Here is a 23466-nt window from a genome sequence, read left to right on the forward strand (position 1 = left end):
GCTTTCTTCTCGATGCTTGGCGGTCAGTGCTTCGGCGCCGTCGGTCCGATCGACCCATCCAGGACACCGTTGACGGCGTCCTGGAGCAGATCACCACCTCGATCACCGTTCGGATCGAGCATCTCAGTTCCGACACTTCCGAGGCCTCCGACGAGCCGATCAGTCGTCTCACCCACCACCGTGGTCCATCGGGCGACGTTCGGCGCAACTGCGTGGGCGCTCCATCCTTCTGGGTAGTGCGGCGTGATCGGAAGGTTTTCTGTGACGGCCGAGGTCACCTTGCTTCCGATCACGCTCAGGCCCGCACCGGTTCCGAATCCCGTGGCCGCTGACTGGACGTAGCCCCCGAGCGTCTTGGGTTCACCATCCGAGTCCATGCCGTACTCGATGGAACTGGTCGTAGCACCGGAGATCCCAGACGCGCCCGCGGCCCTTCCCGTCGACGAGAAGGCGATCGACGAGGCCCTTTGCACGACCGGGCTGGCGGCCCTCCCGACGATCGGGCCGAGCTTGGCCAGGCCAGTCGCCGCGATACCGCCGACCGCCCCGCCGACACCACCGATCAAGGTGTCGACTCCGACTTTCTTCCAATCGACCTGACCGGTCGTCGCCTTCTGACTACCGATCGAGACGCCACCCCCGATCAGTGCCCCCGAGGCTGCGCCGATCAGCGCGACCCCGACAGGCCCGCCGACACCCGTGAACATGAGACCGACACCGAGTGCGACCGCCCCCGCCGCGGCGACGTACTCCCAGTTGTCGTCCCACCATTGTCCGACCGCCGCGAACGCCCCCTGGTTCGCATCCCGGTACGCCTGGATGTCCGCGTCCGTCGCCGGCCGCAACCCCAGCGGGTCGACGGCGTGCACGGGGTCGTTCCCCGCGTAGGAGTACGGGTTCGCGGACCACGCCGCCCCGAGCACGGGCGACAGCGGGTCCGTCGACAGGAAGCCCTTCACCCCCGGGTCGTAGACACGCGCACCGAGCCACTCGAGCCCGCCGACGGACACGCCGCCGCTCGCGGTCAGCGCGACACCGCCGGGGAGGGCGACACCGCCCGGCAACGTGGCGCCTCCGACGGCCTCGAGCACGGCCCAGGGATCGGACGGATCGGTCGCACGCGCGCTCCGCCACCCGGGCGCCGTCCACACGTCGCCGATCGCCACCACACCGCCGGGGAGGTCGAGGACGTCCGCGCCCCCGATGCACACCAGACCCGGCACGCTCGCCGCGGAGTCCCACCACGTCTCGGCACCACCGACCGAGGCCAGTTCACCCAGTGCGTCCGTCCAGAGGTCGGTCCGCGCGGTCTCGGCGTACGAGGCGTCCCGGCTCGTGATCCCGGCGAGGGTGCCGAGGGCGGACCAGGCGTACTCGACGGTCGAACCGTCGGCGTCGGTCCGGCGGACCCGTCGACCGAGGCCGTCGTACCGGTACTCGGTCCGGACGCCCCCTTGCTCCGTGGCGACGACCTCGCCGGCGAGGTCGTACGTGGAGCGCGTCTCCGTCCCGTCGACGAGCTCGCGGACCAGTCGGCCACCGGCGTCGTACTCCCACTCGGAGTCACCGGCCCGGACGAGCTGACCGGCGGCGTCGTACCGGTGCTCGATCCGCCCGTGAGGCCCGTCGATCGCGGTGATGCGGCCGTCGTCGTCCCGCTCGATGCGCGTGGTCGTGACGCCGTCGGAGGAGGTCGTCGTGTGCGCGACCAACGCGCCGCGTTCGTAGGACCACGACTGCACGAGGTCGCCCGTGACCGACTCGACGATGCGGCCGGAGGCGTCGTACCGGAACGTCGCCGCGCCGAGGCGGTCCCGCTCGACGGCGGTCGCGCGTCCGGCGGCGTCGCGGCGCCAGGTCGTCCTGGTCCCGGACGGGTCGATGCGTGCGGAGCGGCGCCCGTCGGCGTCGTACTCCCAGCGGATCGCGTCGGCTCCGCGACTGCGACGGACGAGGAGTCCGCGTCGGTCGTACTGAAGTTCGTGGTCGACCGTCAGGCCGGCTCCCCGGGTGTGGTCGGTGACGACCACGGTCCGGCCGACGGGGTCGCGGCGCACCTCGGTCTGCACCTGCCCGTCGACGAGGACCTGGTGCTCCCGCCCGGCACCGTCGTACGTCCACGCCGTCGTCCGACCGTCGGGGTCGGTCTGCTCGACGCGGCGTCCGGCCGCATCGAGACGCACGGCCGTGCGCCGCCCGAGCGGATCCGTGACGGCGACGAGGCGGTCGGCCTGATCGTACTCGCGGCGTGTCACGCCGCCGGCGGGATCGGTGGTCGCGACCACACGACCACGCTCGTCGTACTCGTGGCGGGTGACCCCGCCGAGCCCGTCGACGACCTCGACGACCTGCCCGGCTGCGTCGTGGCGGAAGCGACGTCGACCGAAGCGTGCGTCGTGGACCGAGACGAGCCTCCCGGCCGCGTCCCAGCGGTACCGACTCGTTCCCGCACCGGCCGTCGTCTGCTCGACCACGCGCCCGACCGCGTCGTAGGTGGTCCGCTCGACGTCGCCCGTGGGCGACGTGCGCGCCACGACCCGCGAGTCGACGTCGTAGGTCAGCATGGTGCGCGCCCCGGTCGCGTCGACGGCGGCAGACGGACGCCCGCACGTGTCGTACTCGTAGGCGGTGCGCGCCCCGGAGGGCGCGACGACGGCCGTCACCCGCCCTGCGAGGTCGCGTTCGATGCGGGTCAGACCGCCCTCGCCGTCGACGAGCTCGACCGGGCGCCCGGCCGCGTCGTAGGTGACGAGCTCGGAGCCGGCCTCGGCGCTCGTCGACTCGACGGGACGACCGAACTCGTCGAACCGGACGGTCGTGGTCGAGAACGCGTCCCGCAGGGTCGCGACACCCGTCGCGACGTCCCGCGCGACGTCCTGACGGACGCCCGTCGGGTCGATCGTCGCGGTGATGCTGCCGTTCGCGTCGTACTCGCGACGCCACGTCGCGCCCGTCGGGTCGGAGACGGCCAGGAGGCGCGACAACGCGTCGTGCGCGAAGGTCCAGGCCGCGTCACCCGGCAGGGTCAGGGACGCCAGGTTGCCCTGGTCGTCGAAGGAACGGAGGACGCGTCGCCCGAGCGGGTCGGTCGTCGCGTGGAGTTCCCCGTCGGGCCCGTACTCGAAGGTCGTCGTCCCGCCCAGCGGGTCGGTGACCGCCGAGACGCGGCCGGCGGCGGTGTGCTCGAAGCGCCACGTCGCGCCGTCCGGGTCGCGGCGCTCGCGCAGCAGGCCGGCACCGTCGTACCGGTACTCGGTCCGGGCCCCGGACGGGCTCGTCACCGCGGTGGGGCGCCCAGCGGGGTCACGCTCGATGCGCGCGGTGTCGCCGACGGCGTTCGTCGTGGCGACGAGCTCGCCGTGCTCGTCGTGCTCGAGGAACAGGACGACGCCGGTCGGGTCGACGACGCGGGTCAGCAGCCCGTCCGACCACGTGAGTTCGGTGCGCCCGCCGACGGGATCGGTGATGACCGACGGGTCGCGGTCGTCGCCGCGGTACTCGTAGCTGACCACACCGCCGGACTCGGCGACCACGGTCGTCGTGCGGTCCTGGTCGTCGTAACCGTAGGTGACGTCCCCGCCGGAGGGTGTGACGGTGCGGATCCGTCGTCCGCGCTCGTCGTACGCGTGGACCGTGACGGAGCCGTCGCGTTCGGTGACCGACACGAGGTTGCCGTGCCGGTCGTAGCTCATCGACTGCCGGTGGTCGTCCGAGTCGACGACGCCCACGAGCCGACCCTTGGCGTCGGCGAGGTAGGAGTTCGACCGGGACCCGTCGTGGTCGGAGACCACGGTGACACGGCCGGGGAGGTAGGCGAAGCGGACGGCCCGGCCGTGCGGGCTCACCTGCTCGACGACGCGACGGTGGTCGTCGTAGGTGTTGTCGACCTCGACGACGCCGTCCGCGCTCGTCACGGTGGTGACGAGGTCGTCGTCGTTCCAGCCGTACCGACGGGCGCCCGCGGCACCGACGACGGAGACCAGCCGTCCGCGGTCGTCGTACCCGTACTCGACGCGTCGACCGTCCGAGCCCCGCACCACGGCGACGCGCCCCGACGCGTACTCGACGTCGATCGCGCGACCGCGCTCGTGGACGAGCCGTCGGACCGATCCGTCCTCGTCGCGTTCGACACGCACCGCGGTCCCCGGTCCGCCGCGCTCGCCGAGCCAGACGCCCGAACGGGTGAACTCGATGCGTCCACCGGTGTTGTCGCGGACGACGAGCCGGTCCTGCTCGGCCACGAGCCACCGGTTCTCCCCGACACCGCGCTCCCACCCGTCCGCCGCCCGGGGGAAGCGGACCTGCCGGCCGTCTGCCCCGACGAAGGAGGCACCGTCGTCGTCCAGCTCGAGGCGGGTCTCGAGGACCGAGGCCCAGCCGGGCCCGAAGAGCCCGACGTGGTCGTCGAGCGAGTTGTACATCCGCGTGATCCGCAGGGCCGGCGAGGACCCCGGGAAGTCGAGGTCGGTCTCGGGCTCGAGGAAGTTGCCCGTGGTGGTGTTCACCGGGTCCATCGAGAACCCGGTCGTCGGCTGCGCGCCGTACGCCGAGGGCGGGTCGAACTGCAGCTCGGAGCGCGTCGCGGCGACGCCGGCAGCCTGCAGCGCCGCCGCCAGTGCGGAGTCGGCGACGGTGGACACGGTGCCTTCTCCACCGGCGGCGGCGAAGGCGTCGGCGACGGTGTTCGCCCACTGGACGTCGCGGTCGTTCGCGGCGAGCCACTGCTCGAACGCGCTGACCAGGTTGCCCGCGTCGATGTGCCCCCACGAGCACCGCGCCGCGAAGTCCTGCAGCGCACCCCGGACCGCAGCGGGCTTCCCGTCGAGGTCACGGTTCATCCCGGAGCAGGCCGTCGCGAAGGAGCGGAGGTCCGCCGGACGCGCCGACGAGGTCCCCCCGCCGCCACCGCCCCCGGCGCCCGGGTCCGGGGTCTCCCGCGGTCGTGCGGTCACGTTCGGCGCCGGGAAGGTCGGTGCGGGCTCGTTGCCGGCCTTCGGCATCGGGTCGAGCTGCCACGCCTCGGTCCACCACTCCTCGATGCCGCTGCGCGCGTCCTCGCGGGCTTGCCACTCCCGCGCGGTCTTCCGGCGTGCCCGCTCGGCCGCTGCCGCTTCCTTCATCGTGTCGACCCAGCCGGCGATGGTGCGGAGCGTCTCGACGATGGTGCGCCCGTCACCCGCAGCGGTCGAGGCGTTCTGGGTGAAGAGCTCGGAGAACCGGCCGCGGAACTCCTGCGACGCCGTGTTGACGGCGGTCTGGCGGGAGCCCGCCTGGCCACTGACGGCGTTGGCGGCCGCGTCGAGCGCACGCTTCAGGGCGTCGGCGGTCGCGTCGTCGAACTGGATCGGCTCCGTGTTCGCGTGGATCTGGGCCATGGTCGGTTCCCCCCGGAGTGTGCATCGCACTGGTCGTGCTGGTCGTGCTGGTCGTGCTGGTCGTGCTGGTCGCACGGGTCGTGCTGATCGCACGGGTCGTGCTGGTCGCACGGGTCGTGCTGGTCGCGGCCGTCCCCCGACCACGGACGCCCGGGCCGTCCAGGTTCGGACGGCCCGGGCGGTGGAGTCGGCTGGCTAGGCGCCGCCACCCGCGGTGAAGATGTCCTGCGAGATCTTGTCGAGCTGGGTGCGGAGCTGCTCGAGCTCCGTCTTCGCCTTGTCCAGCGCCGCCTTCGTCTCCGGCCAGGTCGATCCGCGGAACGTCGACGCGAGCGGGCCGTCCCACACGTTCGAGTCCGACAGGATGCGACCCTGCGCGTCGAGCTGCGAGATCTGGTCGGTGAAGCCGCCGTTGACGATCGACTGGATCTGCCGGATGGCGGTCTTGGCCTGCTCGGTGGAGAGCACACGTGACATGGTGAACCTCGTTCCTTTCGTAGCTGCACCCCCGCGCAGTGGAATCCCCCCGGAGGCTCTGACGCCGCCCACCATACCCACGAACGCCGACCCATGTCACCGACTGTATTTCGTGACGATCCCTCCCCTGTTCGGGGGACAGGTGCTTTGCCGACGTTCCCTCGGCGGTACGGGGGCCTCCCGGTGCTCCTCCACACGAGACTCGTTCACCCCCGCTTTCCACACCGTCCACCCCGCTCCCCCCGGCAGCAGGGGCCGGGTGGCAGGATGTGGCCATGGACACCGAACCGCAGCTCGACGGCGAATCCGTCGCACCCGACCTGGACGACTTCGACGAGGTCGTCGAGATCGAGCACGAGTCGCTGCCGACGGACCGCTACTTCGATCGTGAGCTGAGCTGGCTCCGGTTCAACCAGCGGGTCCTCGAACTCGGCGAGGACCGGACGCAGCCGCTGCTCGAGCGCGCCAACTTCCTCGCGATCTTCGCCTCGAACCTCGACGAGTTCTTCATGGTCCGCGTGGCCGGCCTGAAGCGGCGCATCGACACCGGGATCGCCGTACCGACGAACGTCGGCCGCGCCCCGAGCGACGTCCTGCGCGACATCGCGGCCAAGGCCCACGAGCTGCAGGACCGGCACGCCGCGGCCTTCATCCACTCCCTCAAGCCCGACCTCGACGCCGCCGGCATCCACGTCGAGCACTGGTCCGACCTCGACGAGGCCGACCGGCTGCGCATGCGCGAGTACTTCAACGAGCGGATCTTCCCGGTCCTCATGCCGCTCGCGGTCGACCCAGCACACCCCTTCCCGTACATCTCGGGGTTGTCGCTGAACCTCGCCGTGCGGGTGCGCAACCCGAAGTCGCAGCGGCAGGAGTTCGCGCGCCTCAAGGTGCCGCAGAACTTCTCCCGCTTCATCACGCTGCCCGACGACGGCAGCGGTCGCCTCCGGTTCATCCCGCTCGAGGACCTGATCGCGAACCACCTCGACGACCTGTTCCCGGGCATGGAGGTCCTCGAGCACCACGTGTTCCGCGTCACCCGCAACGAGGACGTCGAGATCGAGGAGGACGAGGCCGAGAACCTCATCCAGGCCCTCGAGCGCGAGCTCCTGCGCCGCCGCTTCGGCCCGCCCATCCGTCTCGAGATCACCGAGGACATGGACCCGGTGACCCTGGACCTGCTCGTCCGTGAGCTCGACATCACCGAGCAGGAGGTCTTCCGCCTGCCGTCGCCGCTCGACCTCGGCGGCCTGTTCGAGATCGCCAAGATCGCGCGTCCGGACCTGCACTACCCGAAGCACGTGCCGACCACACCCGTGCAGTTCCAGCCCGGCGAACCGAACACGAAGCCCGACCTGTTCCGCGCCATCGCCGCCCGCGACGTGCTCGTCCACCACCCGTACGAGTCCTTCGCGACGAGCGTGCAGGCGTTCCTCGAGCAGGCCGCTGCCGACCCGAACGTGCTGGCGATCAAGCAGACGCTCTACCGCACCTCCGGCGACAGCCCGATCGTCGAGGCCCTGATCGACGCCGCCGCCGCGGGCAAGCAGGTGCTCGCGCTGGTCGAGATCAAGGCACGCTTCGACGAACAGAACAACATCACGTGGGCCCGCAAGCTCGAGAAGGCCGGCGTGCACGTCGTGTACGGCCTGGTCGGGCTGAAGACGCACTCCAAGCTGGTGCTCGTCATCCGGCAGGAGGGCGGCACGCTCAAGCACTACAGCCACATCGGCACGGGCAACTACAACCCCAAGACCTCGCGCATCTACGAGGACATGGGTCTGTTCACCGCCGACGACGTCGTGGGCAAGGACCTCACCCGACTGTTCAACGAGCTGTCGGGCTACGCGATCGAGAAGAAGTTCAAGCGTCTCCTCGTCGCGCCGCTCCACCTGCGGAAGGGGCTCGTGAAGCGCATCCAGCACGAGGCGGCGAACGCGGCGGCCGGTCGGCCCTCGGGCATCCGGATCAAGGTCAACTCGATGGTCGACGAGCAGATCATCGACGCCCTGTACCTCGCGAGCCAGGCCGGGGTCCCGGTGGACGTGTGGGTCCGCGGCATCTGCTCGCTCAAGCCCGGCCTCGAGGGCGTCAGCGAGACCATCCGCGTCCGGAGCGTCGTCGGACGGTACCTCGAGCACTCCCGGGCGTTCGCGTTCCACAACGACGGCGACCCCGCCGTGTTCATCGGTTCCGCCGACATGATGCACCGGAACCTCGACCGCCGCGTCGAGGCCCTCGTCCGACTCTCCGACCCCGCGCACGTGGCCGAGGTGCAGGAGATGTTCGACCTGGCCATGGCGGAGACCACGAGCTCGTGGCACCTCGAGTCCGACGGCGAGTGGACGCGGCACTCGACGGACGACGACGGTCGGCCGCTCGACGACGTGCAGAACGTCCTCATGCGCAAGATCTCCGCCCGGAAGCGCTCGACCCGGTGAGCGGCGGGACCGCGAAGCCCGTCGTCGCGGCGGGTGCGGTCGTGTGGCGCGAGCACGCGGGCGGCCCGCTCGTGCTGCTGGTGCACCGCGACCACCACAAGGACGTCTCGTTCGCCAAGGGCAAGGTCGACCCCGGTGAGAGCGTGCCGACGACCGCGGTCCGCGAGATCGAGGAGGAGACCGGGTACCGCGTGCACCTCGGCGCACCGCTCGGCACGGCCGAGTACGTGCTGCCCAGCGGACGGGACAAGGTGGTGCACTACTGGTCGGCGCGGGTCTCCGGCAAGGAGTACGACCGCGCCGGGACCTTCCGGCCGAACGACGAGGTCGCGGCCGTCGAGTGGGTGCCGATCGACCAGGCCCGGAAACGATTGACCTACGACCGTGACGTCGCGATCCTCGACCGGTTCGCCGAGCGCGTCGCCGCCGGGGAGCACCGGACCTTCGCCCTCATCGCGCTCCGGCACGCCAAGACGATCCCCGGCTCCGAGTGGGACGGGCCGGACGCGACGCGCCCGCTCCTGCCCGTCGGCCGGTCGCAGGCGAAGGCGGCCGCTGCGCCGGTCGCCGCGTTCGGACCGAAGAAGATCGTCAGCAGTACTGCGGCCCGGTGCCTCGCGACCGTCGAGCCGCTGTCCGCCCGGACGCACGTCGGCGTCGCGAGCACGCCCGACATCAGCCAGGAGGCCCACGACCGCGGTGCCGCGGACGTCAAGGGCGTGGTGCGGAAGCGCCTCGACAAGGGCAAGTCGACCGTCCTGTGCTCGCACGGGCCCGTGCTGCCGGACATCATCGCGCGGATCGCGGCGGTGACGGCGGACGACAGTCGACGGTTCGACCTGCGGCGGGCGGCGATGCTCTCGGTCGGCGACTTCGCCGTGATGCACATCGCCGGGGACAAGCTCGTGGCGGTCGAGACCCACCGGAACACCGTCCCCGCCTGATGCGACCGGCCCGGCGCGACCGGTCCGACACCACCCGCTTGACGTGACCGGCCCGGCGCGGCCGGCCCGACGCAACCGGTCCGACACCACCCGCCTGACGCAGCCGGCCCGACGCAACAGGTCCGACGCCACGCGACTGACGCGACCGGGCTGACTCGACCGGCCCGACGCCACGCGACTGACGCGACCGGGCTGACTCGACCGGCCCGACGCAACCGGTCCGACGCGACCGGCCCGGACGGCTCCGGCCTGACGCAGCCGGCCCGACGAGACGTTCCCGGCAACGGCAGGCGCCCGAGCGAGCGGCACCGCCGAGCTGCGCCGTCCTCCCCCGGCCGAGCGCACACCGCGACCGCGACCGCCGGCCCCGTGCCGCGCACTGGAGGACCCCCACCGCCCCGACCGCGACCGCGCCCACCGGACCCGCACCGCGCCTCCCGACCGATGCATCCGCATGCGCCCACCGGACGCACGCCGATCCCGATCCTGCACCCGGTCCGGAGCCGCCGCACGGCGCCCACGGTCACGACAACCCCTCGTTCACCTCCCGTTCACCAGTGCGCGTGATCCCCGTCACCTCGCGTCCCTACAGTCGCTCCCGGGTCAGCACCGGCCCGCGGGACCAGCAGCGGTCCCACCTGCACTGACATCCCCGAAGGGACCCCTGTGAACATCAAGCGAATCGGCACGGTCGCGGCGATCGCGATCGCCGGCGCGGTCGCGCTCTCCTCCTGCGCGGCGAACGAGGACGCGGGCGCTGGCGCCTCCGCCACGTCGAGCTCCGGCACCGACTACTCGAAGCTCTCGGGCACGCTGACCGGCTCGGGCTCCTCCGCACAGCAGACCGCCGAGGCCACCTGGGCCGCCGGCTTCCAGAGCGTCGCCTCGGGCGCCACGGTGAACTACTCGCCCGACGGCTCCGGCGCGGGCCGCAAGAACTTCATGTCCGGCGCCGCCGACTTCGCCGGCTCCGACGCCGCGCTGAAGGACGAGGAGCTCGCGGGCACGTTCGAGAAGTGCGCCGCGGACTCGAAGGCCATCGACATCCCGGTCTACATCTCCCCGATCGCCATCGCCTACAAGGTCGACGGCGTCAAGGAGCTCACCCTCGACGCAAAGACGATCGCGGGCATCTTCTCCGGCAAGATCACGAAGTGGAACGCTCCGGAGATCGCCTCGCTCAACAAGAGCGCCGACCTTCCGGACGCGGCCATCACGGTCGTCCACCGCTCGGACGACTCCGGCACGACGCAGAACTTCTCGGAGTACGTCTCCGCGAACGCGAGCGACGTCTGGACCGAGAAGCCGAGCCAGACCTTCCCGTACCAGGTCGGCGACAGCGCGAAGGGCACCTCGGGTGTGGCCTCGGCCATGGCGAGCGCCTCGAACGCGATCACCTACATCGACGACTCGGGCGCGGGTGACCTCGACAAGGCGAAGCTCATGGTCGGTTCCACGGCCACCGAGATCTCGGCCGAGGGCGCTGCCAAGGTCGTCGCGGACTCGAAGACGGTCGCCGGCCGTGCGGACAACGACCTCGCGATCGACATCAACCGCAAGGACACCGCGAAGGGTGCGTGGCCGCTGGTCCTCGTCTCCTACGCGATCGCCTGCCAGGAGTACAAGGACTCCGCGAAGGGTGAGCTCGTGAAGGGCTACCTGGACTACGTCGTCTCGAAGGACGCGCAGGACGCGGCCGCGAAGGAGGCCAAGTCGGCCGCCCTCTCGTCCGACCTGGCGGAGAAGGCCGCGAAGGCCGTCGCCTCCATCAAGTAAGGCCCGCTGAGCGCCCGGACGTCGATCCCACCCACCTGGTCGACGTCCGGGCACTCGCCCGTCCGGCAGGCAGCGAGCGCCAGCGCCAGCGCCAGCACCAAGCCCCAAGCACCAAGCACCAAGCACCAAGCACCACGCACCACGCACCAAGCACCAAGCACCAAGCACCAAGCACCAAGCACCAAGCACCAAGCACCAAGCAAGCACCACGCACCACGCACCACGCACCACACACCACGCACCAACCAAGAACCACGCACCGAGCACCACCCCGCAGCAGCACTCCCCCCGCCGCTCCCCCACGGAGCCCGGCCTCCCTCCGACAGGAGTCCCATGACGACCGCACCGGCCCAGCCAGGGGCCACCGTCCCCACCAAGCCGAAGCCCGTCGTCCGCGTCGGCGACCGCGTGTTCTCCGCGGCGTCCGTGATCGCGGGTGGCCTGATCCTCTTCGTGCTCGTGCTCGTCGCCGCCTTCCTGGTCTGGCAGAGCATCCCCGCCTTCAGCGCGAAGGTCGGCGAGCTGCCGAACAACGCGACGAACTTCTGGGACTACGTCGGTCCGCTCGTCTTCGGCACGGTCTGGTCCGCGCTCATCGCGCTGGTGATCGCCGTGCCGCTGTCGCTCGGCATCGCGCTCTTCATCTCGCACTACGCGCCGCGCCGCGTGGCCCCGGTCCTCGGCTACGTCATCGACCTGCTGGCAGCGGTGCCGTCGGTCGTCTACGGCCTCTGGGGCATCGTGGTGCTGGCGCCGTTCGTGAAGCCGTTCTACGGGTTCCTCAACGAGCACCTCGGCTGGATCCCGCTCTTCTCCGGCCAGGTCTCCGGCACCGGCCGCACGATCCTCACCGCATCGATCGTCCTCGCGGTGATGGCGATCCCGATCATGACCGCCGTCATGCGTGAGATCTTCCTGCAGGCACCGCGCCTCAACGAGGAGGCCGCCCTGGCCCTCGGCGCGACCCGCTGGGAGATGATCCGCCTGTCGGTCCTGCCGTTCGCCAAGTCCGGCATCGTGTCCGCGATCATGCTCGGGCTCGGCCGCGCGCTCGGCGAGACGATGGCGATCGCGCTCGTGCTGTCGGTGTCGACGAACGTCACCTTCCAGATGCTCACCTCGCTCAACCCGTCGACCATCGCCGCGAACATCGCGCTGCAGTTCGCCGAGGCCTCGGGCACGGCGCTGAACGCCCTCGTCGCGTCCGGCCTGATCCTCTTCGTCATCACCCTGGTCATCAACATGCTGGCGCGCTACATCGTGCGCAAGCGGGTCTCCTGAGAGGTCACGCCCCGATGTCCCTCGCTCTCCGTCAGTCCGGCCTCGCCGGCAACGTCTACGCCAACGGCAAGCTGCACCGGTCCGTGCCGTGGCTGCTGCTCGTCGGCTCCTGGGTCGCCCTGGTCGCGGTCTTCGCGCTCCTGAACGCCGGCGGCTCCGTCAAGGACTTCAACGTCGTCGCGGCACTGTTCCTCGGCACGGTCCTGTTCGACGTGCTCATCGTGGTCGTCTCGCGGATCGTCGAGGGCGGACGCCAGGCGCTCGACCGCCTCATCACCTCGCTCGTCGTCACGGCCTTCGTCATCGCGGTGCTCCCGCTGGTGTCGCTGCTGTGGACGGTCCTCGCGGACGGGCTGGCCCGCTTCGACGCGCAGTTCTTCTCGTACTCGATGCGCGGCGTCATCTCCGAGGGCGGCGGCGCCGTCCACGCCCTGATCGGCACGCTGCAGATCACCCTGTTCGCGGCGCTCATCTCGGTGCCGATCGGCCTGCTCACCTCGATCTACCTGGTCGAGTACGGCAAGGGTGCGCTCGCGAAGGGCATCACGTTCTTCGTGGACGTCATGACGGGCATCCCGTCGATCGTCGCCGGTCTGTTCGCCTACTCGCTGTTCGCGCTCTTCCTCGGCCCCGGTGCCCGCTTCGGCCTGGTCGGCTCGGTCGCCCTGAGCGTCCTGATGATCCCGATCGTCGTGCGTTCCACCGAGGAGGTCCTGAAGATCGTCCCGATGGAGCTCCGCGAGGCCTCGTACGCGCTCGGCGTCCCGAAGTACCTGACGATCCTCAAGATCGTGCTCCCGACGTCCCTCGCTGGCATCACCACGGGCGTGATGCTCTCGATCGCCCGGGTCATCGGCGAGACGGCCCCGCTGCTCGTCACGGCAGGCTTCACCGCGAGCATGAACTACGACCTGTTCAAGGACCCGATGATGACGCTGCCGGTGTTCGCGTACACGCAGTACTCGCAGCAGGGCGCCAACCCGGTGCCGTTCGTCGACCGGGCCTGGACCGCGGCGCTGCTGCTCATCCTCATCGTGATGGTGCTCAACCTGCTGGCCCGCTTCATCACCCGACTCTTCGCCCCCAAGCTGTCGCGATAGCCGCGGGCAGCGTCCCGCCACCGGCGGGCAGCGCCGTCAGCAGCAGCACCACCCCGGCAACGACCACCCACCCCGAAGGAATCACGTGTCCAAGCGCATCGAGGTCGACGGCCTCAACGTCTACTACTCGAAGTTCAAGGCGGTCGAGGGCGTCGACATGACGATCGAGCCCCGCACCGTGACCGCGTTCATCGGCCCCTCCGGCTGCGGCAAGTCCACCTTCCTCCGCACGCTGAACCGCATGCACGAGGTCATCCCCGGCGCGTACGTCGAGGGTTCCGTGAAGGTCGACGGCGACGACCTGTACGGCGCGGGCGTCGACCCGGTGCTCGTCCGTCGCCAGGTCGGCATGGTGTTCCAGCGTCCGAACCCGTTCCCGACGATGTCGATCAAGGACAACGTCCTCGCGGGCGTGAAGCTCAACAACAAGCGCATCTCGAAGTCGGAGTCGCAGGACATCGTCGAGCGCTCCCTGCAGGGCGCGAACCTGTGGAACGAGGTCAAGGACCGCCTCGACAAGCCCGGCATGGGCCTGTCCGGCGGGCAGCAGCAGCGCCTGTGCATCGCGCGGGCGATCGCGGTGCAGCCGGACGTGCTGCTCATGGACGAGCCCTGCTCGGCGCTCGACCCGATCTCGACCCTCGCCATCGAGGACCTCATCGAGGAGCTCAAGAAGGACTTCACGATCGTGATCGTGACGCACAACATGCAGCAGGCGTCGCGTGTGAGCGACAAGACCGCGTTCTTCAACATCGCGGGCACGGGTGCGCCGGGCAAGCTCATCGAGTACGACGACACCGCGACGATCTTCTCGAACCCGTCGGTGCAGGCCACCGAGGACTACGTCTCGGGTCGCTTCGGGTGATCGGCCGTCCGCCCGTCTGCTGACGGTCGGCCTGGAGGCCCGGTGCACGTCCGCCACGGACGGCACCGGGCCTCCTGCGGTTGCGCCCGGCAACTCCCGCTCCCGGTCCGCTCGCTCGCCCGTTCCCGCCCCCGCCCCCGCCCCCACGGATGGAGCAGGAATCGTCGGGTGACGTCAGCGAACCCGACGTCGACTGCTCCATCGACCGATCGCGGATGGAGCAGGAAACGTCGTGTGGCGCCGACGGACCCGACGTCGACTGCTCCATCGACGGGACGGTGCGCGCGCGGAACGTTCCCCGGAGGCCGACACGCGCGGTGACGGGCGGGCACGACGTCCCCGGAGCGCACGAGCGCTCCGGGGACGTCGGACGAGCCCGGTCAGGAGGACGAGCCGGGTCAGGCCCGGTTCGTGGGGACGGCCATGAGCGGCGTCGTGGTCGGCTGGTCCGACCCGCCCGCCGGCTCGACGGTCATGCCGATCGACGCGCCCTTCGCCAGGGTGCCGTCGAGGACCGCGGTGTGCACGCCGTCGGGAGCCGCGTCGACGAGTCCGGCCGGCTTGACCTTGCCGTTCGTGCCCTCGGCGTCGATGTACCAGAGCTCGTACGTGTGCCCGGACGGTGCCGACTGGACGCCGTCGAGGATGACGGCCGACTTGCCGACCTCGTGCGACCAGATGACCGTCGCCGTGCCGCCGCCGGGGACCGCTGCGGTCGTGCGACCGAAGTCCCGCGCGGCGTAGATGCTGTCGATCGTGCCCGAGGCCTGCGTGGTGCCCGGTCCGGACTGCTCGTCCTGGCCGATGACCCCGCCGACGCCGAGCCCGACGCCGAGGAAGACGACCGCGACCGCTGCCGCTGCCGACAGGGCAGCCGCGGGGCGCTGGAACCAGCGACGACGTGCGGCTGCGGTCGCGCGGCCCTCGGCCACGGAGCCGTCACCGCGACGGATGCGGGTGTCGCCCGCGGCGCTGTCGCGTGCGGTCGGGAGTTCCGAGACGGGCGCGAGGTCGTCGTCCCGGGCCGGGGCGTCGTCGGACGCGGCCGACGTGGCGGCGGCGGGGCGCGCCTCCAGGCCGGCTGCGGCGTCCGGCGCACCGGAGGCCACAGCACCCAGGGCGGGGACCTGCGGGGTCCGCGCGATCTGGGCCATCAGCGACGCCTTCAGCGCAGCCGGGGGCTCGATCGGCTCGACCGCGTAGGCGAGCTGCAGCGCGGTCTCGCGCAGCGAATCGGTCTCGGCCTGCAGTTCGGGGGCCGTGGTGAGCGCGTGCTCCAGGAGTGCGCGCTCGTCGTCCGACAGGGCGTCCAGCGCGTGGGACCCGGTGAGCAGCGCGGGGTCGTCGTGGCGTTCGGTCATGACGTCACCCCCATCTCGTCTCGGAGTCGGATCATCCCGTCACGGAGACGGGTCTTGACGGTGCCGATCGGGACACCGAGCCGTTCGGCCATCTCGCTGTGCGAGTAGCCGCCGTAGTACGCGAGCTGCACCGCCTGGCGCTGGAACTCGGTGAGCTTGCCGAGCGCCCGGCTGACCCGCTCGTGCTCGATGCGGATCTCGACGGACTCGGACACCTGGTCGAACCCGGACTCGAGGTCACGGATGCCGATCTTGGTGTCCCGGTCGTGCGAGGCCTGCGAGGCCCGCACCCGGTCGACCGCTCGGCGGTGCGCCATGGTGAGGACCCAGCTGGCCGCGGTGCCGCGAGCCCGGTCGAAGCGGGTGGCCTGCTGCCAGACCTCGAGGAAGACCTCCTGCGTGACCTCTTCCGACTGTGCACGGTCCCGGAGCAGGCGCGTGACGAGTCCGAGCACGCGTCCGGACAGGGCGTCGTACAGTTCGGCGAAGGCCGCCTGGTCTCCGGCGGCGACGCGGACGAGCAGGTCGTCCGGCGACGCGGGGGCGGGCTCGTCCGAGCGCCAGGTCTCCGTGTCGCGTTCCACGAGGGCAAGCATTGCAGGTTTCCCCCCTCTCGGTTGCGGTCGGCGCCGACCCTCGGAGTCGGTTCGCAGGTCGGGTGCAGGTGTCGTGTTCCTCGCGGCGGCGTTCGGTGGGTACAGGGGCGGGGGCCGCAGGACCCGCAGGGAATTGACCGGCGGGTACCGGACCGGGTCACACGAGCCCCCGCTGCGACGTCCGCGAGGAGCGTCACACCAGTTGTTCGGTGCGGGGGCTGCGGCGGATTGGGGCGATCTGCGGTCGGCGCCGCTGGGCCCGGCGGTGTGGCTGCCTGCGGCTTGTCGGCGGGCCTGACCGTGTGCCTGTCGGCGGGCCTGACCGTGCGCCTGTCGCCGGGCCTGGCCGTGTGCCTGTCGCCGGGCCTGGCCGTGTGCCGGTCGGCGGGCCTGTCCGCGGCACGCCCGACCGCGCTCCGTGTCCACCGAGAGTGAACACGCGCACACGCGCAGCGGGTGTCTCGTACAGTTGGTGTCGCCGGGCCGCAGCAAGCCCCGGGCTCCAAAATTCGCCGCTTCGAGCGGCCTCGCGCCGAGAGGCGCTTCTGCGGCCCGGTCTTCGCATGTCCGGGGGCCGGTCGGTCGGTTCCGGCTGTCGACTCGGGTCGGTCTGCCGCCGTCGCTGCGTCGGTCTTCCGCCGTCGTGCGTCGATCGTCCGCCGTCGGTTCGTCGGTTCGTCGGTCTGGAGGCGCGGCGTGCTCCGGGCTCCCGGGTCACGTCATGGGGCGGTCGGCAGGGCGATCCGCCCCGCGGCAGGCGGTCAGTCCAGGCTGTCGCGGCGCCAGAGCGACGCGGCCTCGGTCAGGTCCGCCGCGAGCTCGACGAGTCGCAGGGCCCGCTGCGTCAGCTCGGCGGCCCGGTCCCCCGCGGTCAGGTCGGCGTCGTCCGCCACCGAGGTCGCACCGGCCGCCGTCAGCCGACAGAACGCCGCACCACGATCGAGCGCCACCGCGAGGTCGCCCGTGTACAGACCGTGCAGGATGCGGTCGGCGAGCGTGAGGATCTCCGCCGGACCCGTGGGCTGCTCGGCACCCGCCACCGCCTGGTCGATCGTGCCGATCCGCTCGGCGCCGCGCTGGAAGAAGTACGCGATCTCGTCGGGGTTCTGCCGGATCACCGTCCGCACCAGGTAGATGCGCCACAGCGCCCCCGGCAGGGTGTGCGCCCCGACGCGCGCCCACAGTTCGGCGATCGCGTCGATGCCGTGCACGTCCGTGTAGGTGACGAGCCGCTCGACCACGGCCGGGTCCGGGTCCTGACGCACCCGGTGCAGCAGCGCGTTCGCCGTCTCGTGCGCCACCCGGTTCACGACCGCGGGGTCCTCGCCACCCGGGAGCGCGGCGAACTCCTGGTCGGTGAAGTGGACGGGACGGTGGTGATCGCGAGGCACCCGGGCAGTGTAGGCGCGGCCGGTGACGCCGACGCCTGCCGTTCGCCGAGAACGCAACCGGCCGGATCCGCGTACCGTACTCGCGCAGGGAGGAACCTCTCCCGCACGTCGACAAGAGGAAGCTCCATGAACGCCCTGCTCGTCATCCTGGCCGTGATCGCGGTCGTCCTGCTGTTCGTCGGTGGCTTCACCGCGAGCCTGAAGTTCCTGCTGTGGGTCGGCATCGTGCTGCTCGTCATCGCGGTGGTCATGTGGCTCCTCCGCACCCTGACGGGCCGGCGCAGCTGAGTCGTCCCGCACCCGCACGAACGAGAGGCCCTCACCCGCTAGCCTTGCGGGTGAGGGCCTCTAGCTCAGTTGGTAGAGCACCGGACTTTTAATCCGAGGGTCGTGGGTTCGAGCCCCACGGGGCCCACCCCAAAGTCTCCCGAGCTCCGCCTTTTCATCCGAGGGTCGTGGGTTCGAGCCCCACGGGGCCCACCCCACAGTCTCCCGAGCTCCGCCTTTTCATCCAAGGGTCGTGGGTTCGAGCCCCACGGGGCCCACCCCTTCTCCTGATCTCTGGCCCGCGCGAGCAGCACTCCCGGCCCGTTCGGGGTACAACCCGGGTTCAGCATGTTCATGGTGCGCACATCGCACAGTCCAGTCCCCGTTCAGCGGTTTGCCGATCTGCCGCCGATAGTGTCGTCTCCGGTCCCGACCACCGGGATCACGAGACACCAGCACCACGAGAACGAACGGGGTACACCGTGACCGAGCACATCGACGCCACGCGAGCCAGCACCACCGGTGACGCGCGCCGCATCGTCGAGCTCGCCGCAGCGACGAACACCAGCATGAGCAACCAGCTCCTCCTCGACACCCTGCGCCGCAACGCGCAGGTCACCGCACGGCACATCCGCGACGACTTCGTCGAGGTCGCGACCGCCACGACCGTCCTCGGCTACGTCTGCCGCCAGCAGTCCGAGTACGTCGCGCTCCGCGGGGACGACCCGGCCTGGGCGCAGGAGGTCGGCCGCTACGGCACCGAGGCACTCGCGGTCGAGGCGCTCCGCATGCGCCGCGCCTGACCGCCGACCGCGGTTCCCGAGCCGGCGCGCAGCCGCCCACAGCCCCGGTCCAGACGACGAGGGCGCGACCGACGGCAGTCCGACAACCGGACCCTTCCCGCGCCCGGCACCACAGTGCCCACAGCGCGCACAGGGCACGCACGGCCCACAGCACGCATTGCACACCGCACACGACGAAGGCCACCCCGCGGGGTGGCCTTCGTCGTGTGGTCGCCGGTGTCGTACCGGCCCGTCCGTCAGGACCAGACGCGGCGGATCCCCCACGTACCGGTCCACGACTCGTCGGGCTCGAGCCACCGCAGCCCCTCGCCGGAGTTCAGCGCGTTCGCCGGCGCGGTCATCGGCTCGACGGCCACGGCGAGCCCGGTTCCCTCCCCGCGCGGGAACTCGCGCGAGGTGAACACCTGCACGTACGGGAACGACGCGTCCTGCCACAGCTCGACGCCGTCACCCTCGGGGCCGCGCAACGTCGTGCGCCGCACACCCTCGGCGTCGGGCGTGACGTCCCGGTACGCGGTGTCGAGGTCGGCGTCCCCCGCGCGCACCCCGCCGCGGAGGTCGTAGGGCGTCCCCGCGACGTCGACGGTGCCGTCCGGGATCTTGTGCTCGTCGACCGTGAAGGCCGTCGCGGCGTCGAGGGTCACGACGAGGTCCTCGGCGGGGGTGTCGCCGGCGCGGAGGTAGGGGTGCGCTCCGACCGCGAACGGGGCCCGCACCCCCGAGCGGTTGACGATCGTGTGGGTCACCCGGATCCCGTCGTCGACGAGCTCGTGGTGCACGCGGGTCTCGAGGGTGAACGGCCACCCGTGCTGCGGGTGGATGGTCGCCTGCTGCTCGATCCCGGACTCGGTCTGCGACACCACGCGGTACGGCGAGAACCGCAGCAGCCCGTGGGATGCGTTGCCGTACTTGGGCTCGGTGACGTCCAACTGCTGGCGCTTGCCGTCGAGCTCCCACACGGCACCGGCGACCCGGTTCGGCCAGGGCACGAGCACGATGCCGTCCGCTCCGGGCGGCAGCGAGGTCACCGGGAACGGCTCCGTGAGGTCGAAGCCCGCGACCCGGAGTTCGCGGATGCCCGCGGCGACCTCGGTGACGACGGCCTCGACGACGCCGTCCGGTCCGGCGTGGTGGAGGCGGTACTGCCCTCCGGTCGGTGCTGCTGCGGTCATGCGGTGTCGTCCTTCCCTGCGGGTCGGTTTGGAGCTGGTGTCGGTGTCGGTTCGTCAGCCGGTGGCGCTCCCCCGTCGGCGACGACCACCTCGACCCCGGCGGACCGGACCCGTTCGACCGCCTCGGCCGGGGCGTCCGCGGTGACGACCACGTCGATGTCCCGCAGCGCCCGGACGACACCGAGGTGTGCCCGGTCGAACTTCGATCCGTCGACCACCACGACCGTACGCCGTGCGGTCGCGGCGAGCATCCGCTTGGCCTCGGCCTCGGGCAGGTTGACGTTGGTGAGCCCGTGCTCGACGTCGAGCCCCGTCCCGCCCAGGAACGCCACATCCGCGGCGATCATCGGCAGCACGGCGTTGTTCAGCGGTGCGACCAGGGAGTGCTGGAGCGGACGCAGGGTCCCGCCCGTGACCACGACCGTGAACCGCGGCACGGCGCGTTCGAGCGCCAACGCCGTCGTCAGCGAGTTCGTGACGACGGTCACGTCGACCAGGTCGGCACGGGCCACGAGCGCCTCGGCCACGGCGGCGGGCGTCGTCCCGACATCGAGGACCACGCACTGCCCGGACCGGACGAGGTCGGCCGCGGCGCGGCCGATCGCGGCCTTCGCGACCTGGTGCTCGACCGCGGTCTCCTCGAGGGGGCGCTCGCCCGGACCGGCCCCGAGGCGGACCGCACCGCCGCGCACCCGCCGGATCCGCGCCTCCAGGTCGAGTGTGGCGAGGTCCTGGCGGACCGTCACCTCACTCGTGCCCAGGGCGGCGGCGAGCGACGCCGTGCGGACGAGTCCGGGCGCGCCCTCGACGATCGACACGATCCGGTCCTGCCGGAGCGGCGCTGGCAGGGATCCGGCGAGGAAGAGGTCATCGTCGCGCACCGGGTAAGCTTCGCGCACTTCCGCAGGCTTTCGCAACGCTTCGGTTGCTTGCTAGTGTGAGCCGGTGATCACCAAGCGCGTGACGACGCTCGCCGACGGCCGTGAGCTCATCTACTTCGACGACGCCGACACGCAGCTGCCCGCCGAGCGCAGCATCGACGCGCGTGTCCTCGACCCCCGACCCGAGACCGCGCGGATGCGACAGGACGTCCTCACGGGCGAGTGGGTGTCGATCGCGGCGAGCCGGCAGAACCGGGTGTTCCTGCCGCCGGCCGACCAGGACCCGCTGGCGCCGCAGACGCCCGCGAACCCCTCCGAGATCCCGAGCCGCTACGACGTCGCGGTGTTCGAGAACCGGTCGCCGTCCTTCGGCCCCCTGCTCGAGGCAGACGACGCCCCCGAGTCGCTCGAGTCGCTGTCCGACGTCGGCCTGAACCGACAGCTCCGGAGCGTCGGTCGGTGCGAGGTCGTGTGCTTCTCGCCCGCGACCGAGGGCTCCTTCGCGTCGATCACGGAGTCGCGCGCGCGCACCGTCGTCGAGGCCTGGGCGGACCGCACCGCTGCCCTGTCGGCGATGCCCGGCATCCAGCAGGTGTTCCCGTTCGAGAACCGCGGCGAGGCGATCGGCGTCACGCTGCACCACCCGCACGGGCAGATCTACTCGTACCCGTACGTCACCCCGCGCACGCAGCGTCTGCTCGCGTCGATCGAGCGCTTCGGCCCCGACCTGTTCGAGCAGCACCTGGCGAACGAGCGGGCCTCGGAGCGCGTCGTGCTGCAGGGCGAGCACTTCACGGCCTTCGTGCCGTTCGCCGCGCGCTGGCCGATCGAGGTCCACATGCTGCCGCACCGGCACGTGCCGGACTTCGCCGGGCTGACCGACCCCGAGAAGGACGAGCTCGCGTCGATGCACCTCCGCCTGACCCGCGGGCTCGACGCGCTGTACGACACCCCGACGCCGTACATCGCCGCCTGGCACCAGGCCCCGGTCCACGTCGGCCGGGACACCGTGCGGCTCATGCTGCAGATCACGTCGCCGCGTCGCGCGGCGGACAAGCTGAAGTTCCTGGCCGGCAGCGAAGCCGCCATGGGCGCCTGGATCGGGGACCTCGTGCCCGAGAAGGCCGCCGAGTTCATCCGAGGAGGGATCGAGCGCGCATGACGTTCCAGCAGGTCTACGGGTACGAGCCGGCAGTCCGGTACTCCGCGCCCGGTCGCGTCAACCTCATCGGCGAGCACACCGACTACAACGACGGCTACGTGCTGCCGTTCGCGATCGACCGCCGCACGGTCGCGTCGATCGCCCCGCGCGAGGACCGCCTGCTCCGCGTCGCCTCGGCCTTCGAGCCGGACGCGGTGCACGAGCTGTCCCTCGACGAGCTCGACCCGTCGCGCATGGACGGCTGGTCGGCGTACGTCTTCGGCATCGCCTGGGCGCTCCGCGAGCAGGCCGGTGCGGACCTGTCCGGCGTGACCGGGTTCGACGTGTTCATCGACTCCGACGTGCCGGTGGGCGCGGGGCTCTCGTCGAGCGCCGCGATCGAGTGCGGCGTCGCACTGGCGTTCACCGACCTGTGGGACCTCGGGCTCTCGCGCAAGCAGCTGGCGCGCGTCGGGCAGTACTCCGAGAACCACGCCGTCGGCGCCCCGACCGGGATCATGGACCAGTCCGCGTCGCTCCTCGGCGAGCAGGACGCGGTCGTGTTCCTGGACTGCCGCACCCTCGACACCGCCGTGGTCGACCTGGCGCTCGAGGCGAACGGCCTCGAGGTCCTCGTGGTCGACACCCGCGTCGAGCACGCACACGCCACGGGCGGGTACAAGGCCCGGCGCGACTCGTGCGAGCGCGGTGCGGCGGCGATGGGCGTCGAGGCGCTGCGCGACCTGTCGGTCGACGACCTCCCGCGTGCGCAGGAGCTGCTCGACGACGAGACCTTCCGACGCGTCCGGCACGTCGTCACCGAGGACCAGCGCGTCCTCGACACCGTCCGCACGCTGCGCGAGCAGGGACCGCGCGCGATCGGCGACCTGCTCGTCGCCTCGCACGCCTCGATGCGCGACGACTTCGAGATCTCGGTGCCGGAGCTCGACCTGGCCGTCTCGACCGCGATGGAGCACGGTGCCGTCGGCGCGCGCATGACCGGCGGCGGCTTCGGTGGTGCCGCGATCGCGCTGGTCGACCGGGAGGCGCGTGACCGCGTCTCCGCGGCCGTCACCGCCGCCTTCGCCGCGGCCGGGTACCGCGAGCCGAACGTGTTCACCGTGCACGCGGCGCAGGGCGCGCGGCGCGACTGACGTCTGCTGCGCGCGCGCTTGGCGCGCGGTGCGCGCTTGGCGCGCGGTGCGCGCTTGGCGCGCGCGGCGCGCTTGGCGCGCGCGGCGCGCTTGGCGCGCGCGGCGCGCTTGGCGCGCGCGGCGCGCGCTTGGCGCGCGCGGCGCGAAGCGCGCGCTGCGGTTCGAACTGCCTCAGCACAACAGGAAGCAGCTCGCACCACGGAATTCCGTGGTGCGAGCTGCTTCCTGTTGTGCGGGACGCGCGGACGTCGTCCGGCAGCGAGACGGCGGACGGGAGGCGCGTGGCGGGCCCCAGCCGCGCCTCCCGTCCGGCGGGCCCACCCGACCGGAGGCGCGTGGCGGGCCCCAGCCGCGCCTCCCGTCCGGCGGTCCACCCGACCGGAGGCGCGTGGCGGGCCCCAGCCGCGCCTCCCGCACGGCGGGCTGGCGGCTCACCGGCAT

17 protein-coding genes and 1 tRNA gene are annotated in these 23466 nt (G+C 71.6%); 11 read left to right on the forward strand and 7 right to left on the reverse strand.

All coding sequences use genetic code 11. From position 1 onward, the window contains the following. Positions 1-23 precede the first annotated feature (23 nt). Positions 24-5375: a DUF6531 domain-containing protein gene (locus QOL16_RS15530; protein ID WP_071285009.1), complete on the reverse strand. Its 5352-nt coding sequence runs from the start codon at positions 5373-5375 to the stop codon at positions 24-26. A gap of 195 nt (positions 5376-5570) precedes the next feature. Further along, on the reverse strand, positions 5571-5852 hold the full coding sequence (locus QOL16_RS15535) for a hypothetical protein (RefSeq protein WP_058729289.1): 282 nt from the start codon (positions 5850-5852) through the stop codon (positions 5571-5573). 275 nt (positions 5853-6127) lie between these two features. On the opposite strand from QOL16_RS15535, the gene QOL16_RS15540 reads away from it, so the two are divergent. The 6 genes from QOL16_RS15540 to pstB all read left to right on the forward strand — a co-directional run bounded on the left by QOL16_RS15540 (position 6128) and on the right by pstB (position 14259). Further along, positions 6128-8293, forward strand: a complete 2166-nt coding sequence (locus QOL16_RS15540) for an RNA degradosome polyphosphate kinase (RefSeq protein WP_071246185.1) — start codon at positions 6128-6130, stop codon at positions 8291-8293. Further along, complete coding sequence (locus QOL16_RS15545; protein WP_065963298.1) at positions 8290-9237, forward strand: NUDIX domain-containing protein; 948 nt, start codon at positions 8290-8292, stop codon at positions 9235-9237. The genes QOL16_RS15540 and QOL16_RS15545 overlap by 4 nt, the downstream gene beginning before the upstream one ends. A 666-nt stretch (positions 9238-9903) precedes the next feature. Next, the gene (locus QOL16_RS15550; RefSeq protein ID WP_071246183.1) at positions 9904-11013 is read left to right on the forward strand and encodes a phosphate ABC transporter substrate-binding protein PstS; all 1110 of its coding nucleotides are present in this window, start codon (positions 9904-9906) and stop codon (positions 11011-11013) included. Between the two features lie 333 nt (positions 11014-11346). Further along, positions 11347-12294, forward strand: a complete 948-nt coding sequence (pstC, locus tag QOL16_RS15555) for a phosphate ABC transporter permease subunit PstC (protein WP_065964220.1) — start codon at positions 11347-11349, stop codon at positions 12292-12294. A 14-nt stretch (positions 12295-12308) separates the two neighbouring features. Continuing rightward, the gene (gene pstA, locus QOL16_RS15560; protein ID WP_071285011.1) at positions 12309-13394 is read left to right on the forward strand and encodes a phosphate ABC transporter permease PstA; all 1086 of its coding nucleotides are present in this window, start codon (positions 12309-12311) and stop codon (positions 13392-13394) included. Positions 13395-13479: 85 nt separating this feature from the next. Then, complete coding sequence (pstB, locus tag QOL16_RS15565; RefSeq protein WP_065964227.1) at positions 13480-14259, forward strand: phosphate ABC transporter ATP-binding protein PstB; 780 nt, start codon at positions 13480-13482, stop codon at positions 14257-14259. Between the two features lie 398 nt (positions 14260-14657). Here pstB and QOL16_RS15570 read toward each other — a convergent pair whose 3' ends face one another. The 3 genes from QOL16_RS15570 to QOL16_RS15580 form a co-directional block, all read right to left on the reverse strand. Further along, the gene (locus QOL16_RS15570) at positions 14658-15620 is read right to left on the reverse strand and encodes an anti-sigma factor domain-containing protein (protein ID WP_071285012.1); all 963 of its coding nucleotides are present in this window, start codon (positions 15618-15620) and stop codon (positions 14658-14660) included. Then, entirely contained in the window at positions 15617-16216 is a 600-nt protein-coding gene (gene sigK, locus QOL16_RS15575; protein WP_065964231.1) for an ECF RNA polymerase sigma factor SigK, read from the reverse strand. The genes QOL16_RS15570 and sigK overlap by 4 nt, the downstream gene beginning before the upstream one ends. Before the next feature lie 761 nt (positions 16217-16977). Next, positions 16978-17607 carry a DNA-directed RNA polymerase subunit beta gene (locus tag QOL16_RS15580; RefSeq protein WP_065964232.1) on the reverse strand — a complete coding sequence of 210 codons (630 nt, stop codon included), beginning with the start codon at positions 17605-17607 and terminating at the stop codon, positions 16978-16980. A 126-nt stretch (positions 17608-17733) separates the two neighbouring features. On the opposite strand from QOL16_RS15580, the gene QOL16_RS15585 reads away from it, so the two are divergent. The 3 genes from QOL16_RS15585 (at position 17734) to QOL16_RS15595 (ending at position 18677) form a co-directional block, all read left to right on the forward strand. Next, positions 17734-17895: a DUF2207 domain-containing protein gene (locus QOL16_RS15585; protein WP_139197360.1), complete on the forward strand. Its 162-nt coding sequence runs from the start codon at positions 17734-17736 to the stop codon at positions 17893-17895. 54 nt (positions 17896-17949) lie between these two features. After that, positions 17950-18022 (forward strand) — tRNA-Lys (locus QOL16_RS15590). A gap of 334 nt (positions 18023-18356) precedes the next feature. Continuing rightward, positions 18357-18677, forward strand: coding sequence for a hypothetical protein (locus tag QOL16_RS15595; RefSeq protein ID WP_071285013.1), 321 nt, complete (start codon positions 18357-18359; stop codon positions 18675-18677). Between the two features lie 236 nt (positions 18678-18913). On the opposite strand, the gene QOL16_RS15600 is transcribed toward QOL16_RS15595, so the two are convergent. Together QOL16_RS15600 and QOL16_RS15605 are read right to left on the reverse strand one after the other, a co-directional pair. Further along, positions 18914-19849 carry an aldose 1-epimerase family protein gene (locus QOL16_RS15600; RefSeq protein WP_065964236.1) on the reverse strand — a complete coding sequence of 312 codons (936 nt, stop codon included), beginning with the start codon at positions 19847-19849 and terminating at the stop codon, positions 18914-18916. Continuing rightward, entirely contained in the window at positions 19846-20730 is an 885-nt protein-coding gene (locus tag QOL16_RS15605; RefSeq protein ID WP_071285014.1) for a DeoR/GlpR family DNA-binding transcription regulator, read from the reverse strand. Before QOL16_RS15605 ends, QOL16_RS15600 begins: the two co-directional genes overlap by 4 nt. A gap of 64 nt (positions 20731-20794) precedes the next feature. Between QOL16_RS15605 and galT the strand changes: the two genes are divergently transcribed. Beyond that, positions 20795-21892 carry a galactose-1-phosphate uridylyltransferase gene (gene galT / locus QOL16_RS15610; RefSeq protein ID WP_065964244.1) on the forward strand — a complete coding sequence of 366 codons (1098 nt, stop codon included), beginning with the start codon at positions 20795-20797 and terminating at the stop codon, positions 21890-21892. Beyond that, a complete protein-coding gene (galK, locus tag QOL16_RS15615) occupies positions 21889-23025 on the forward strand; it encodes a galactokinase (protein ID WP_071285015.1) in 1137 nt (378 codons plus the stop codon). The genes galT and galK overlap by 4 nt, the downstream gene beginning before the upstream one ends. The last annotated feature ends 441 nt before the right edge of the window (positions 23026-23466 follow it).

The organism is Curtobacterium sp. MCBA15_004 (assembly GCF_001865055.2).
Taxonomy (GTDB): Bacteria; Actinomycetota; Actinomycetes; order Actinomycetales; family Microbacteriaceae; genus Curtobacterium.